Raw genomic sequence first — 13,283 nt, forward strand, 5'->3', positions numbered from 1 at the left:
TTGATTTAAACCGGGGTTATTGCCGCTTTGACGAGAAAGGCCGCATCAGCGCGGCCTTTTTTCATTTACAGATCGTCGAGGAAGGTTTTGTCCAGCTGCTTGAAGGCGCGCTTGAGCAGATCGGCCAACGTCTGATAGGTCGGCGTGCCTTCGAGCGGCGCCACCGCCTGCCCGGCTTCCGTCAGCTTGTTGCGCACCTCATGGAACCATTGCAGCAGCGTCGGCGGCAGCGGCGTGACCGAACGGCGCCCCAGCCACCACAAGCCCTGCATCGGCAGGCTGCAGGCGAACAGCGCGGTGGCGATCGCCGGGCCCAGCTGGCCGCCCAGCGCGATCTGCCAGGTCAGCGTGAAAATCGCCAACGGCGGCATGAAACGGATAGCGAAACGGGTGGCACGCGCAACGCGATTCTCCGGAAAGACCGGTGCCAGACGTTTGTCCGACGGCCAGGTTTTCATATAATGCTGCCCGCGCTGGAAGACCTGAAACCAGCTTACGGAACCGGACGGTTTGCTCGTCATTGCGTACCTCAACGTCACGTAAAGAAACTAAAAGCGTGCTGCCAGAGACCATACTAAAAAATTTGAAGCTTTAAATTTATTTTGTGTTTGCACCGGGCTATCGGTATCCTAAGCCGGCCTTGTGGCCGGTAGAAGATGACGTAAATTTTGTCAACTTTTAGCCCTATAAAAATCAAGATTATTTAAACCGCAGAGAAATCATCGGTTTTTCCATCATCCTGTGATTTGTGCACTTCACATGATGTTAATCATAAATGTCATCGGCACTATGCGCTACGCTTGTTGTCTGATTGACGATTAATTCACCACGTGTGTTCGATTTTCTTTTAACAACACGACTATTTAAGTAGGTACTTCCATGTCGAGTAAGCTAGTACTGGTTCTTAACTGCGGCAGTTCTTCTCTGAAATTCGCCATCATCGATGCCGTTAACGGCGACGAATTCCTCTCCGGTTTGGCCGAGTGTTTCCACCTGCCTGAAGCTCGCATCAAGTGGAAAATGGACGGCGCCAAACACGAAGCTGCCCTGGGGGCCGGCGCTGCACACAGCGAAGCGCTGAACTTCATTGTTAATACTATTCTGGCACAAAAACCAGAGCTTTCCGCGCAGCTGACCGCCATCGGCCACCGCATCGTGCACGGCGGCGAGAAGTTCACCGCTTCTGCCGTTATCAACGACGAAGTTCTGCAGGGTATCAAAGATTCCGTGCCGTTTGCACCACTGCACAACCCAGCTCACCTGATCGGCATCGCGGAAGCGCTGAAATCCTTCCCTAACCTGGCCGACAAGAACGTTGCCGTGTTCGACACCGCGTTCCACCAGACCATGCCGGAAGAATCTTACCTGTACGCCCTGCCGTACAGCCTGTACCGCGACCACGGCGTTCGCCGCTACGGCGCGCACGGCACCAGCCACTTCTACGTGACTCAAGAAGCCGCGAAGATGCTGAACAAGCCGGTAGAAGAAGTGAACGTGATCACTTGCCACCTGGGCAACGGCGGCTCCGTCACCGCAGTGCGCAACGGCCAGTGCGTTGACACCTCCATGGGTCTGACCCCGCTGGAAGGCCTGGTGATGGGCACCCGCAGCGGTGACATCGATCCGGCTATCATCTTCCACCTGCACGATTCTCTGGGCATGAGCGTTGACCAGATCAACAAGATGCTGACCAAAGAATCCGGCCTGCTGGGCCTGACCGAAGTCACCAGCGATTGCCGTTACGTTGAAGACAACTACGACAGCAAAGCCGACGCCAAACGCGCCATGGACGTGTTCTGCCACCGTCTGGCCAAATACGTCGGCGCCTACAGCGCGCTGATGGAAGGCCGTCTGGACGCGGTGATCTTCACCGGCGGCATCGGCGAGAACGCCGGCATGGTGCGTGAGCTGACCCTGAACAAACTGGGCCTGCTGGGCTTCGAAATCGACCACGACCGCAACATGGCCGCTCGCTTCGGCAAATCCGGCGCCATCACCAAAGACGGCAGCCGCCTGGCGCTGGTGATCCCGACCAACGAAGAGTTGGTCATCGCGCAGGACGCATCCCGCCTGACCGCGTAATGCTCTCAAAACACCGTCAGCCCAGGCTGACGGTGTTGTTTTAGCCTCATGTTAATCGTGAAGAGGACTATTCTGTGTCACGTACTATTATGTTGATCCCCACCGGCACCAGCGTCGGCCTGACCAGCGTCAGCCTGGGTGTCATCCGCTCCATGGAGCAAAAAGGCGTTCGTCTGAGCGTGTTCAAGCCTATCGCTCAACCGCGCACCGGCGACAACGCGCTCGACCAGACCACCACCATCATCCGCAGCAGCAACTCCACCATTACGGCGGCCGAACCGCTGCGCATGGACTACGTTGAGGGCCTGCTGAGCTCCAACCAGCAAGACGTGCTGATGGAAGAGATCGTGGCGCGTTACCACGAGAACACCAAAGACGCGGAAGTGGTGCTGATCGAAGGCCTGGTGCCGACTCGCAAACACCAGTTCGCCAACGCGCTGAACTACGAGATCGCCAAAACCCTGAACGCCGAGATCGTCTTCGTGCTGGCGCTGGGCAACGACTCCCCGGCGCAGCTGAAAGAGCGCATCGAACTGGCGCGCACCAGCTTCGGCGGCAGCAAGAACAAAAACATCACCGGCGTTATCATCAACAAGCTGAACGCACCGGTCGACGATCAGGGCCGTACCCGTCCTGACCTGTCCGAAATCTTCGACGACTCCACCAAAGCCAGCATCGCCCACGTCGATCCTGCGCAGCTGTTCGCCAACAGCCCGCTGCCGGTTCTGGGCTGCGTGCCGTGGAGCTTCGATCTGATCGCCACCCGCGCCATCGACATGGCTCGCCACCTGAAGGCCCGCGTGGTCAACGAAGGCGACATCATGACCCGCCGCGTGAAGTCCGTGACCTTCTGTGCGCGCAGCATCCCGCACATGCTGGAACACTTCCGCCCAGGCTCTCTGCTGGTGACCTCCGCAGACCGTCCTGACGTGCTGGTCTCCGCCTGCCTGGCGGCGATGAACGGCGTGGAAATCGGCGCCATCCTGCTGACCGGCGGCTACGCCATCGACGAGCCGATCAAGAAGCTGTGCGAACGCGCCTTCCAAACCGGCCTGCCGGTGTTCATGGTTGACACCAACACCTGGCAAACCTCGCTGAGCCTGCAGAGCTTCAACCTCGAAGTGCCGGCGGACGACCACCAGCGCATCGAGAAAGTGCAGAACTACGTGGCCAGCCACATCAACACCGAGTGGATCGACTCGCTGACCGCCACCTCTGAGCGTTCACGCCGCCTGTCTCCACCGGCGTTCCGTTACGAACTGACCGAGCTGGCGCGTAAAGCCGGCAAACGCATCGTGCTGCCGGAAGGCGACGAGCCGCGTACCGTGAAAGCGGCGGCCATCTGTGCCGAACGCGGCATCGCGGAATGCGTGCTGCTCGGCAACCCGGACGAGATCCAGCGCGTAGCGGCAGCACAGGGCGTTGAGTTGGGCAAAGGCATCGAAATCGTCGATCCGGTCGCCGTACGTGAAAACTACGTGCCGCGTCTGGTTGAGCTGCGCAAGAGCAAGGGCATGACCGAAGTGGTCGCGCGCGAGCAGCTGGAAGACAACGTGGTGCTCGGCACCCTGATGCTGGAACAAGGCGAAGTCGACGGTCTGGTCTCCGGCGCAGTTCACACCACCGCCAACACCATCCGTCCGCCGTTGCAGCTGATCAAAACCGCACCGGGCAGCTCGCTGGTGTCCTCCGTATTCTTCATGCTGTTGCCTGACCAGGTACTGGTCTACGGCGACTGCGCGATCAACCCGGATCCGACCGCCGAGCAGCTGTCTGAAATCGCCATCCAGTCTGCGGATTCCGCCGCGGCCTTCGGCATCGAGCCGCGCGTAGCGATGATCTCCTACTCCACCGGTAACTCCGGTGCGGGCAGCGACGTCGAGAAAGTGCGCGAAGCGACCCGTCTGGCGCAGGAAAAACGCCCGGATCTGATCATCGACGGCCCGCTGCAGTACGACGCCGCCATCATGGCCGACGTTGCCAAGTCCAAGGCGCCGAACTCACCGGTGGCTGGCCAGGCGACCGTGTTCATCTTCCCGGATTTGAACACCGGCAACACCACCTACAAAGCGGTACAGCGCTCCGCTGACCTGGTTTCCATCGGGCCGATGCTGCAAGGCATGCGCAAGCCGGTGAACGACCTGTCGCGCGGCGCACTGGTTGACGATATCGTCTACACCGTTGCGCTGACGGCGATCCAGTCTTCCCAGGCTGACGCTGCCGCCGCCAAGGCCTGATATTCTTCAGGTTGAGCGATAAAAAAGCGCCGGTCATTGACCGGCGCTTTTCTTTTGCGTTCCCTAACGCGCCAGCAACTGCCCGGCAGCCTCCAGAATATGCTCGGCGGTCAGGCCGTACTCCTGCTGTAAAAACGCCTGGGTGCCCACCTGACCGTAACGCTCCTTCACCCCCACGCGCCGCATCGGCGTCGGGCACTCTTCCGCCAGCACCTCCGCCACTGCGGATCCCAGCCCGTTATGAATGCTGTGATTTTCACAGGTGACGATGCGTCCGGTCTTGGCCGCGTAGGTTTTGATCAGTTCACGGTCGATAGGCTTGAGGGTGAACATATCGATCACTGCCGCGCTGACGCCCTGCCGCGCCAGCATCTGCGCCGCCTTCAGCGCCTCCGCCACCATGATGCCATTGGCAATCAGCGTAATGTCGTCGCCGTCGCGCAGCAGGTTGCCCTTGCCGATGGTAAAGCGCGAGCCTTCCTGGTAGATGCGCGTCGCCTGCTTGCGGATGGTGCGCACCCAGTAGAAGCCGCGTAGATCCATCAGCTGGCGCAGAATGTCGGCGAACATGGTGGCGTCGGTCACTTCCAGCACCACCGAGTGCGCCAGCCCGCGCACGATGCCCATGTCCTCGAACGACATATGGGTGCCGCCGTTGTGGCAGGCGCTCACCCCGGCGTCGGAGGCGATCACCTTGACATTGTTGCGCTGATAATCCAGCGACATGAACAGCTGATCGAAACAGCGGCGGCTGGCGAAGGCGGTAAAGGTATGCACGAACGGCACCCTGCCGGTGAGCGACAGCCCGGCGGCGACGCCGATCACGTTGGCCTCCATGATGCCGCAGTTAATCACGTGCTGCGGGTGATCCTTGTGCACGCCGTCCATCGCCATCGAGCTCATCAAATCGGCCTCCAGCGCGATGATCGGTGCGCCCGCTTCTATCTGCCGACGCACCGCGCCGGCATAGACTTTGCGCATTTCGACGGCGTCGTTTTCCAACTGGGTCACTACGTTAAACATGGGCGGCCTCCAGTTCGGCGATGGCTTTTTCGATTTCCAGCTGCACGTCCGGCGTCAGGCGCAGGTGGTGTGAGTTCGACAGGTTTTCCAGATAGGTCACCCCCTGTCCCTTGATGCTGTCGAGCACGATCGCCAGCGGCCGCTGTTCACCGACGCGCGCCGGCGCCACCGCCGCCAGCAGCGCCGCGATGTCGTCGCCCTTGATGGTCTGCACCTCAAAGCCGAAAGCGCGGAACTTGGCGGCCAGATCGAACGGTTGGATCACCTCGTCCAGCGCACCGTCTAGCTGTTGCTTGTTGTAATCGATGAACAGCGTCAGGTTGTTCAGGTTGTGGTGGGCGATAAACTGGAACGCCTCCCAGCACTGCCCTTCGTTCAGCTCACCGTCGCCGAGGATGCTGAACACCCGGTTACGACGCCCCGCCAGCCGATGGGATAACGCCATGCCGGCGGCGATCGACACGCCCTGCCCCAGTGAACCGGTGGTGGCGTCCACGCCGCGCGTGCGCAATCGGTCCGGGTGGCTAGGCAGACGCGTGCCGTTCTGGTTGAGGGTCTTCAGCTCCGCCAGCGGGAAGTAGCCCTTGATCGCCAGCGTGCTGTACAGCGCCGGGCCGGCGTGCCCCTTCGACAGCACGAAGTCATCGCGCTCCGGCCAGTCCGGATCCGCCGGATCGATACGCATCACGCTGCCGTACAGCACCGCCAGCGTCTCCACCACCGACATGCAGCCGCCGTAGTGGCCGAAGCCCAGCCCGGTCAACGCCTTCAATGTTTCCAGGCGGATCGCGCGCGCCAGGGTCTGCAGCTCTTCAATTTCCGTTTCGCTCGTTGTGTAGTTCATCAGTCTGCCTCGTTATTTCTCGACGCGGTCAGCGGCCGGCGCGCCTTTGCGTTTTCCCAGGAAGTTATGCGCCACCAGCAGCGCGAACACGGCGACGATCGCCAGCATGATCATCTCCTTCGACATAAAGCGCGCCATGTTGCCCAGCAGGATGCCGATCACGCCGAAGTCGGCGTCGGAGAAGGTGGTGTTGGCAAAGCCAAGCGCCCCCAGCACCGGCAACAGCAGCACCGGCAGGAAGGTGATCAGCAGCCCGTTGGCAAAGGCGCCCAGCATCGCGCCGCGCCGCCCGCCGGTGGCGTTGCCGAACACCCCGGCGGTAGCGCCGGTGAAGAAATGCGGCACCACGCCGGGCAGGATCAACACCATTTTCAGCTGCCCCAGCAGGAACAGCCCGGCCAACCCGCCAAGGAAGCTGAACAGGAAGCCGATCAGCACCGCGTTGGGGGCATAGGGATAGACCACCGGGCAATCCAGCGCCGGCCGCGCGTTAGGCACCAGCTTTTCCGAGAAACCGGTGAACGCCGGCACAATCTCCGCCAGAATCAAGCGCACGCCTTGCAGAATGATGAATACCCCGGCGGCGAAGGTGATGGCCTGGATAATCGAATACACCAGGTAGTTCTGGCCGCCGCTGAGCTCGCTTTCCACATAGGCCCGCCCGGCGCAGATCGCCAGGATCAGGTAGATGACAATCATGGTCATCGAGATCGAAATGGAACTGTCACGCAAGAAACTGAGGTTTTTCGGCAGGTTCATCTCCTCGGTCGAGCGCGAGTTTTTGCCCACCTTCGAGCCGATCCAGCCGGACAACACATAGCCCAGGGTGCCGAAGTGGCCGAAAGCGATATCGTCGTTGCCGGTAATGCGGCGCATATAGCGCTGGGCGATCGCCGGGAAGAACGCCATCACCAGCCCCAGGGTCAGCGCACCGGTAAACACCAACTGCACGCCCTCGAAGCCCGCCACCGTCAGGATGATGCCGATCATGCAGGCCATGTAGAAGGTGTGGTGGCCGGTCAGGAAGATGTATTTCAGCCGGGTGAACCGTGCCACCACGATGTTCGCCACCATGCCGAACGCCATGATCAACGCGGTGGAGGCGCCGTATTTCTCCAGCGCGATGGAGACGATCGCTTCATTGTTCGGAATGATGCCCTGAATATTGAACGCATGTTCGAACATGCCGCCCAGCGGATTGAGCGATCCGACCAATACCGTGGCACCGCCGCCCAAAACGATAAAGCCGAGAATAGTTTTTACCGTGCCTTTCACCACGTCGGAAAACGATTTCTTTTGCGCCAGCAAACCGATCAGCGCAATAAGCCCGACCAGCACCGAAGGCACCTTTAATATATCCACCACAAACTTAAGCGTTTCCTGGATAAACATATCCACCTCGCCAATCGTTTTATTTAGATGATTGAGTGGGCTTCGAAGTAAGCGCGCAGCTTGGCTTCCAGCTCATTAATGTCGATGATGTTGCTGATCACCACCAGCTGCTCGGCCGGTACGCTGGCGCTGTCGGCGATGTCTTTCGCCATCACGAACACGTCGGCGGCGCCGGGGGTAGCGGACGACAGATCGGAGTGTTCGACTTCGGCCTCCACCCCCATCTTTTTCAGCACTTTTTTAATGTTCATTTCCACCATAAAACTGCTGCCGAGACCGGAACCGCAAATCGCCATGATTTTCATAATATCCACCTGTTGAATTTAGCGTGTAGGGTAGCGCCGCCGGTCATATTCCCAGCGTTGTTAGCATTAATCGTGTTCCTGGTGATTAAACGTTAATAGCGGGCGATAATATCCTCAATTTGCCGTTTATCTGTGGCGTGAAATAACGCCTCCATCGCCGAGTTATCGGAAAATAATTCCGCCAACTGCGAAATCATTTCAATGTGGCTGTTGCCGTCGGGCGCCGAAAGCATCACCACCACCTGAACCGGATCGTTATCCGCGGAATGGAAATTCACGCCCTGATGGATCTTCAACAGCGACAGCCCCAGCGCGTTGGCGCCCTCCTCCGGCCTGGCGTGCGGCATGGCGATGCCCGGCGCCAGGACGAAGTAAGGGCCGAGCTTCTCCTGCTGATGAAAGATAGCCGTCAGGTAATTCGGCGTAATCACGCCGCCTTGCAGCAGCGGCTGCGCGCTCAGCGTGACCGCCTGGCGCCAGTCCTCCACCCGTTCGCACAGCTGTATATGATCGGCGGTCAGCCACTCTTTCAGCACATTACCCTCCCAAACGTTGATGGTTTCGGCCGGTGATTAATTCACCGACGACGGTAAAACTTTAATCAACCCCTCTCGGCGACACAGTGATGGATATCACAAAGATAGCGCTACCAAAGCGCTATCATGCGAATCTGTGATAGCGCTATCAAAACACCGCGTGGCGGCATGGCGTTAACCACAATTTTTTCTCGCTCTTTCGGGTAACGGGGTAGAATGTGCCGCATACGGGGATCGTCGAAGCCGCGCCGTCGGCTTCCCACCCTCACCATTTTTATGCGCCGCTCGCGCATTTCAGTCGGGATTAGGCATGTCGATCGGTAAAAAACGACGCAGCACAGGCAGGGTGACGTTGGCTGACGTAGCGCAGCTGGCGGGCGTCGGCACCATGACGGTGTCGCGCGCGCTGCGCACGCCGGAGCAGGTTTCAGACAAACTGCGCGAGAAGATTGAAGCCGCGGTGAGCGAACTGGGCTACCTGCCCAATCTGGCCGCTAGTTCGCTGGCGTCGGCCTCGTCCTACACCATCGCCATGGTGGTGCCCAGCCTGTCCGAATCTGGCTGCGCCGAGATGTTCGCCGGCCTGCAGAAAGTGCTGCAGCCGGCCGGCTATCACATCATGCTGGCGGAGTCGCAGCACCACCTGGAGCGCGAAGAAAAGCTGCTGGAGACGCTGCTCTCTTACAACCTCGCGGCGGCGGTGCTGCTCAGCGTCGAGCATTCGCAAAACGCCCGCAACGCGTTGATCGCCGCCAACATTCCGGTGGTGGAGATCGGCGCCGTGCGCGCCGATCCGATCGATATGAGCATCGGCATCGACTATGTGGCGGCCATGTATCAGCTGACGCAAACGGTGATCGCCAGCGGCTATCAGAATATCGGGCTGCTGTGCGCCAATCAGGAACAGTGGATTTTCCAGCAGCACCTGCAGGGCTGGCACAAGGCGCTGCTGCGCAACCATATGTCGCCGCATCGGGTGATCAACGCCGCGCAGCCCGCCAGCTTCAGCACCGGTGCGCAGCAGCTGCCGGAATTCTTGCTGGCCTGGCCGGAACTGGACGCGCTGGTGTGCGCCTCGGACGAACTGGCCGGCGGCGCACTGTACGAATGCCAGCGGCGGCGCATCAGGGTGCCGGACAATCTGGCGGTGGTGGGGTTCGGCAACAGCGAGTTCGGCCGGGTGTGCCAGCCGCCGCTGACCACCATGACCATTCCGCATCGCGATATCGGCATTCAGGCCGGCCAGGCGCTGCTGGCACGGCTGAACGAACAGCCCTGGCTGCCGGAAGGCACCCTGCCCGCCACGCTGTGCCGCCGCGACAGCTGCTGAATCCGAACCGTAAAAAAAGCCGGTCGATGACCGGCTTTCTCACGCGTTGGCGCCTCAGTGGTTGTCGAGCGGCTTACCGTAATCCTGTTCGTTGTTGCGCGTCAGCCACAGCGACAGCGCCTTCAGCGAATCCGGGGTAAACTCGTCGCAGCGAGCGGTGATCTCTTCCGGCGTCAGCCAGCACACCTCGGCCACTTCTTCTTCCTGCAGTGCAAACGGGCCGTGTGACACGCAGCTGAACAGCGCGCCCCACACCCGGCACTGCTCTTCTTCGAAGTAGAACAGACCATGTTCGGCGAAAGGCACGCCGGCGATGCCCAGCTCTTCTTCCGCCTCGCGGCGCGCCGAATCCAGCACGTTTTCACCGCTTTGCACTACGCCACCCGCCGTCGCGTCCAACCAGCCCGGGTAGAAGTCTTTAATCTCGGTGCGACGCTGCACCAGAATTTTTCCCATCCCATCATGCACCACAATATAGGTCGCACGATGACGCAGCCGCTCCGCCCGCATCTGTTGACGACTGGATTGCGCAATCACCTCGTTTTGCTCGTCGACGATATCAACCCATTCGGTATCTGCAGCCTGACCCTGTTCCGCCATCCTCTAAAACCTTCTATTTTGGCGCGATGCATCCCGCGCGCTGGTTAATCAATGAGTGTTTTTCAAAGATTTTTATTGTGTGTGTATAAATTAGTGCGTTTAGCGTGTTAACGCCACCTCCGCGACGACCTTGCCGTCGTCGAGCGTCAGCACGCGCAAAGTGCCCCGATCCAACATGCCGTAGCTAGCCGGGAAGCCCCCTTTCGGGATGCTGACCGAGCCCGGATTGAAGCAATAGATCTCACCCTGCCGCTCCGCCTGCGGCAGATGCGTATGGCCGTAGGCCAGGACGTCACCGCGGGATAACGGCGGCAGTGCCGAAGGATGATAAAGGTGACCGTGGGTCAAAAACAATCGTCTTTTTTGCAGTAGAACCTGTTGCCACGGCGCCTCGATAGGAAACGTCAGCAGCATCTGATCGACCTCGCTGTCACAATTGCCGCGAACGGCGATGATCTTGTCGCTATAGCGATTCAATCGTTCGGCAACCTGAGCGGGCTGATAGCCGGCCGGCAGCGCGTTGCGCGGGCCGTGATTCAGCAAATCACCCAGAAGAATCAGCCAGTCAGCGCCGTGTTGTGCGAATAATTCCAGCACGCGTTCGGTGGCCGGCAGCGATCCGTGGATATCCGAGGCGAACATCAGCTTCATAACCTTGTCCTATAGAGGGAAATAAGCGTCATTTTACCGCGCCGGCGCCGTACGGCAAACCGCCGCCCGCCCCGGTAGAGAATTGTGATCCAACTGCGCAGATAGCATCGGACGAATCCCACATAGCCTGCTATCCTTAGCTGCTATTGTTGGATCTCTGATATACCTTTGTGCGCGGCGAAGACCGCAGCAACGTGTAATGAATTACAGATCACCTTACCGCAGGAGGCAACATGATTGACCTGTATTACGCGCCTACTCCCAATGGTCACAAGATCACCTTGTTTTTGGAAGAGGTCGGCTTACCCTACCGTATCCATCGCGTAAACATCAGCGCCGGCGACCAGTTCAAACCGGACTTTCTGAGCATTTCTCCCAACAACAAAATCCCGGCGATCGTCGATCAGCAACCGGTGGACGGCGGCGCGCCAATCAGCCTGTTCGAATCCGGGGAAATCCTGCTGTATCTGGCGGAGAAGACCGGCAAGCTGCTGAGCACCGGCCTGCGCGAACGCGCCGCGACCCTACAGTGGTTGTTCTGGCAGGTGGCCGGGTTCGGGCCGATGCTCGGGCAGAATCACCACTTTAATCACTACGCGCCGCAGCCGGTGCCTTACGCCATCGAGCGTTACCATCTGGAGACCAAGCGGCTGTACGGCGTGCTGGAAGCTGAACTGCAAAAACACCCGTACCTGGGCGGCGACAACTACAGCATCGCCGATATCGCCACCTATCCGTGGGTCGTATCGCATCCGCGTCAACGCATCGATCTGGCAGATTACCCAGCGGTGCGCAACTGGTTCGAGCGCATCAGCAACCGCCCGGCGACCGAGCGCGCCTACAAACTGGCCGAACAAGGCTAAGCGCCTTCCCCGACTCCCCGTCGGCCGGGGAGTCACATCGTCCCCTCGTTATCTTTTCCTTACTTTCCGTGTATTCTGAACGCTAATAATCAGACCTATGGAGAATCTCTGATGTCTTTCAGTCAACCCGACGCCGTTATTCGCATTAAAAATCTGCGGCTGCGCACGTTCATCGGTATCAAGGAAGAGGAAATCAACAACCGACAGGACGTCCTGATCAACGTGGTGATCCACTACCCGGCGGACAAAGCGCGCAACAGCGAAGACATCGCCGATGCACTCAACTACCGCACCATCACCAAAGCGATCATCCGCCATGTGGAAGATAACCGTTTCGCGTTGCTGGAAAAATTAACGCAGGATGTGCTCGACATCGTAAAAGAACACGCCTGGGTAACCTATGCTGAAGTGGAGATAGATAAACTTCTGGCCCTGCGCTACGCCGATTCGGTTTCCATGACCATGAGCTACCGCCGGGACTAACTCAGGGAGGTCGACCATGCGGATCCTGATCACCGGCGCAACGGGATTGATAGGCAGCAGTCTGACGGCCAGGCTGCTGGCGCTTTCTCACCACATTACGGTGTTGACCCGAGACGAGCGGCGAGCCCGAGCCCGGCTGGGCGATCGGCCGAACTATTGGCAAACGCTGGACGACCGGCAGTCGCTGGATGAATTCGACGCGGTGATCAACCTGGCCGGCGAACCTATCGCCGACAAGCGCTGGAGCGCACAGCAGAAAGAGCGCCTGTGCCGCAGCCGTTGGGATCTGACCGAACGATTGGCGCAGCTGATCAAGGCCGGCAGCACGCCGCCCGGTGTGTTGATTTCCGGTTCCGCCGTCGGCTACTACGGCGATCAGGGGCAGGCGGTGGTGACCGAAGAGGAGCCACCGCACGACGAATTCACCCACCAGCTGTGTCAACGCTGGGAAACGCTGGCGCTGCAGGCGCAAAGCGATGCCACCCGCGTCTGCCTGCTGCGCACCGGCGTGGTGCTGGCGCCACAGGGCGGCGCGCTGGCCAAAATGCTGCCGCCGTTCCGCTTCGGGCTGGGCGGCCCGATCGGCGACGGTCGCCAATATCTGCCGTGGATCCATCTCGACGACATGGTCAACGGCATTATTTATCTACTGGATCACGCCACGCTGAGCGGCCCGTTTAACATGGTCGCGCCCTACCCGGTGCACAACGAGCAGTTCGCCGCCCAATTGGCCAACGTGCTCGATCGCCCGGCGTTTCTGCGGGTGCCGGCGTTCGCCATGCGGCTGTTGATGGGGGAAGCGGCGGTGCTGGTGCTCGGCGGCCAGCGGGCGGTGCCGAAGCGCCTGGAAGAGGCCGGCTTCCACTTCCGCTATCTGGAATTGGAACAGGCATTGGATGACGTGATTAATCAGCGGGCCGAAGCCCGCTGATCTGAG

At 59.8% G+C, this 13,283-nt stretch carries 14 protein-coding genes; 6 read left to right on the top strand and 8 right to left on the bottom strand.

Translation table 11 applies throughout. The features are described 5' to 3' along the window. Positions 1 to 65 precede the first annotated feature (65 nt). On the bottom strand, positions 66 to 521 hold the full coding sequence (yfbV, locus tag ACSJLU_RS17185; protein ID WP_004936061.1) for a terminus macrodomain insulation protein YfbV: 456 nt from the start codon (positions 519 to 521) through the stop codon (positions 66 to 68). A 358-nt stretch (positions 522 to 879) separates the two neighbouring features. Between yfbV and ackA the strand changes: the two genes are divergently transcribed. After that, positions 880 to 2,082: an acetate kinase gene (gene ackA / locus ACSJLU_RS17190; RefSeq protein WP_025303669.1), complete on the top strand. Its 1,203-nt coding sequence runs from the start codon at positions 880 to 882 to the stop codon at positions 2,080 to 2,082. A gap of 74 nt (positions 2,083 to 2,156) precedes the next feature. Next, a complete protein-coding gene (pta, locus tag ACSJLU_RS17195; RefSeq protein ID WP_043140081.1) occupies positions 2,157 to 4,319 on the top strand; it encodes a phosphate acetyltransferase in 2,163 nt (720 codons plus the stop codon). 63 nt (positions 4,320 to 4,382) lie between these two features. On the opposite strand, the gene ACSJLU_RS17200 is transcribed toward pta, so the two are convergent. The 5 genes from ACSJLU_RS17200 to ACSJLU_RS17220 all read right to left on the bottom strand — a co-directional run bounded on the left by ACSJLU_RS17200 (position 4,383) and on the right by ACSJLU_RS17220 (position 8,419). Next, on the bottom strand, positions 4,383 to 5,342 hold the full coding sequence (locus tag ACSJLU_RS17200; protein WP_043140084.1) for a transketolase family protein: 960 nt from the start codon (positions 5,340 to 5,342) through the stop codon (positions 4,383 to 4,385). Further along, a complete protein-coding gene (locus ACSJLU_RS17205; protein ID WP_089196114.1) occupies positions 5,335 to 6,186 on the bottom strand; it encodes a transketolase in 852 nt (283 codons plus the stop codon). Before ACSJLU_RS17205 ends, ACSJLU_RS17200 begins: the two co-directional genes overlap by 8 nt. A 12-nt stretch (positions 6,187 to 6,198) precedes the next feature. Next, positions 6,199 to 7,578: a PTS ascorbate transporter subunit IIC gene (locus ACSJLU_RS17210; protein WP_043140091.1), complete on the bottom strand. Its 1,380-nt coding sequence runs from the start codon at positions 7,576 to 7,578 to the stop codon at positions 6,199 to 6,201. Between the two features lie 23 nt (positions 7,579 to 7,601). Beyond that, on the bottom strand, positions 7,602 to 7,883 hold the full coding sequence (locus ACSJLU_RS17215; protein WP_025303676.1) for a PTS sugar transporter subunit IIB: 282 nt from the start codon (positions 7,881 to 7,883) through the stop codon (positions 7,602 to 7,604). Between the two features lie 92 nt (positions 7,884 to 7,975). Then, complete coding sequence (locus ACSJLU_RS17220) at positions 7,976 to 8,419, bottom strand: PTS sugar transporter subunit IIA (RefSeq protein WP_025303677.1); 444 nt, start codon at positions 8,417 to 8,419, stop codon at positions 7,976 to 7,978. Positions 8,420 to 8,729: 310 nt separating this feature from the next. Between ACSJLU_RS17220 and ACSJLU_RS17225 the strand changes: the two genes are divergently transcribed. Continuing rightward, positions 8,730 to 9,749: a LacI family DNA-binding transcriptional regulator gene (locus ACSJLU_RS17225; protein WP_089181150.1), complete on the top strand. Its 1,020-nt coding sequence runs from the start codon at positions 8,730 to 8,732 to the stop codon at positions 9,747 to 9,749. Between the two features lie 54 nt (positions 9,750 to 9,803). Here the strand turns inward: ACSJLU_RS17225 and yfcD are convergent, their stop codons facing one another. Next, the gene (yfcD, locus tag ACSJLU_RS17230) at positions 9,804 to 10,349 is read right to left on the bottom strand and encodes an NUDIX hydrolase YfcD (RefSeq protein ID WP_004936086.1); all 546 of its coding nucleotides are present in this window, start codon (positions 10,347 to 10,349) and stop codon (positions 9,804 to 9,806) included. A gap of 99 nt (positions 10,350 to 10,448) precedes the next feature. Further along, entirely contained in the window at positions 10,449 to 11,000 is a 552-nt protein-coding gene (gene yfcE, locus ACSJLU_RS17235; RefSeq protein ID WP_025303680.1) for a phosphodiesterase, read from the bottom strand. Positions 11,001 to 11,233: 233 nt separating this feature from the next. On the opposite strand from yfcE, the gene yfcG reads away from it, so the two are divergent. The 3 genes from yfcG (at position 11,234) to ACSJLU_RS17250 (ending at position 13,277) form a co-directional block, all read left to right on the top strand. Then, the gene (gene yfcG / locus ACSJLU_RS17240) at positions 11,234 to 11,863 is read left to right on the top strand and encodes a GSH-dependent disulfide bond oxidoreductase (RefSeq protein ID WP_043140104.1); all 630 of its coding nucleotides are present in this window, start codon (positions 11,234 to 11,236) and stop codon (positions 11,861 to 11,863) included. A gap of 111 nt (positions 11,864 to 11,974) precedes the next feature. Next, positions 11,975 to 12,346, top strand: coding sequence for a dihydroneopterin triphosphate 2'-epimerase (gene folX / locus ACSJLU_RS17245; RefSeq protein ID WP_025303682.1), 372 nt, complete (start codon positions 11,975 to 11,977; stop codon positions 12,344 to 12,346). A 16-nt stretch (positions 12,347 to 12,362) separates the two neighbouring features. Further along, the gene (locus ACSJLU_RS17250) at positions 12,363 to 13,277 is read left to right on the top strand and encodes a TIGR01777 family oxidoreductase (RefSeq protein WP_043140109.1); all 915 of its coding nucleotides are present in this window, start codon (positions 12,363 to 12,365) and stop codon (positions 13,275 to 13,277) included. The last annotated feature ends 6 nt before the right edge of the window (positions 13,278 to 13,283 follow it).

This window comes from Serratia bockelmannii (assembly GCF_051803255.1).
Taxonomy (GTDB): Bacteria; Pseudomonadota; Gammaproteobacteria; order Enterobacterales; family Enterobacteriaceae; genus Serratia; species Serratia bockelmannii.

Coding starts and splice junctions, on each gene's coding strand:
- yfbV (WP_004936061.1), bottom strand. CDS start 521: ATGACGAGCAAACCGTCCGGTTCCGTAAGCTGGTTTCAGGTCTTCCAG.
- ackA (WP_025303669.1), top strand. CDS start 880: ATGTCGAGTAAGCTAGTACTGGTTCTTAACTGCGGCAGTTCTTCTCTG.
- ACSJLU_RS17200 (WP_043140084.1), bottom strand. CDS start 5,342: ATGTTTAACGTAGTGACCCAGTTGGAAAACGACGCCGTCGAAATGCGC.
- ACSJLU_RS17205 (WP_089196114.1), bottom strand. CDS start 6,186: ATGAACTACACAACGAGCGAAACGGAAATTGAAGAGCTGCAGACCCTG.
- ACSJLU_RS17210 (WP_043140091.1), bottom strand. CDS start 7,578: ATGTTTATCCAGGAAACGCTTAAGTTTGTGGTGGATATATTAAAGGTG.
- ACSJLU_RS17215 (WP_025303676.1), bottom strand. CDS start 7,883: ATGAAAATCATGGCGATTTGCGGTTCCGGTCTCGGCAGCAGTTTTATG.
- ACSJLU_RS17225 (WP_089181150.1), top strand. CDS start 8,730: ATGTCGATCGGTAAAAAACGACGCAGCACAGGCAGGGTGACGTTGGCT.
- yfcD (WP_004936086.1), bottom strand. CDS start 10,349: ATGGCGGAACAGGGTCAGGCTGCAGATACCGAATGGGTTGATATCGTC.
- yfcE (WP_025303680.1), bottom strand. CDS start 11,000: ATGAAGCTGATGTTCGCCTCGGATATCCACGGATCGCTGCCGGCCACC.
- yfcG (WP_043140104.1), top strand. CDS start 11,234: ATGATTGACCTGTATTACGCGCCTACTCCCAATGGTCACAAGATCACC.
- folX (WP_025303682.1), top strand. CDS start 11,975: ATGTCTTTCAGTCAACCCGACGCCGTTATTCGCATTAAAAATCTGCGG.
- ACSJLU_RS17250 (WP_043140109.1), top strand. CDS start 12,363: ATGCGGATCCTGATCACCGGCGCAACGGGATTGATAGGCAGCAGTCTG.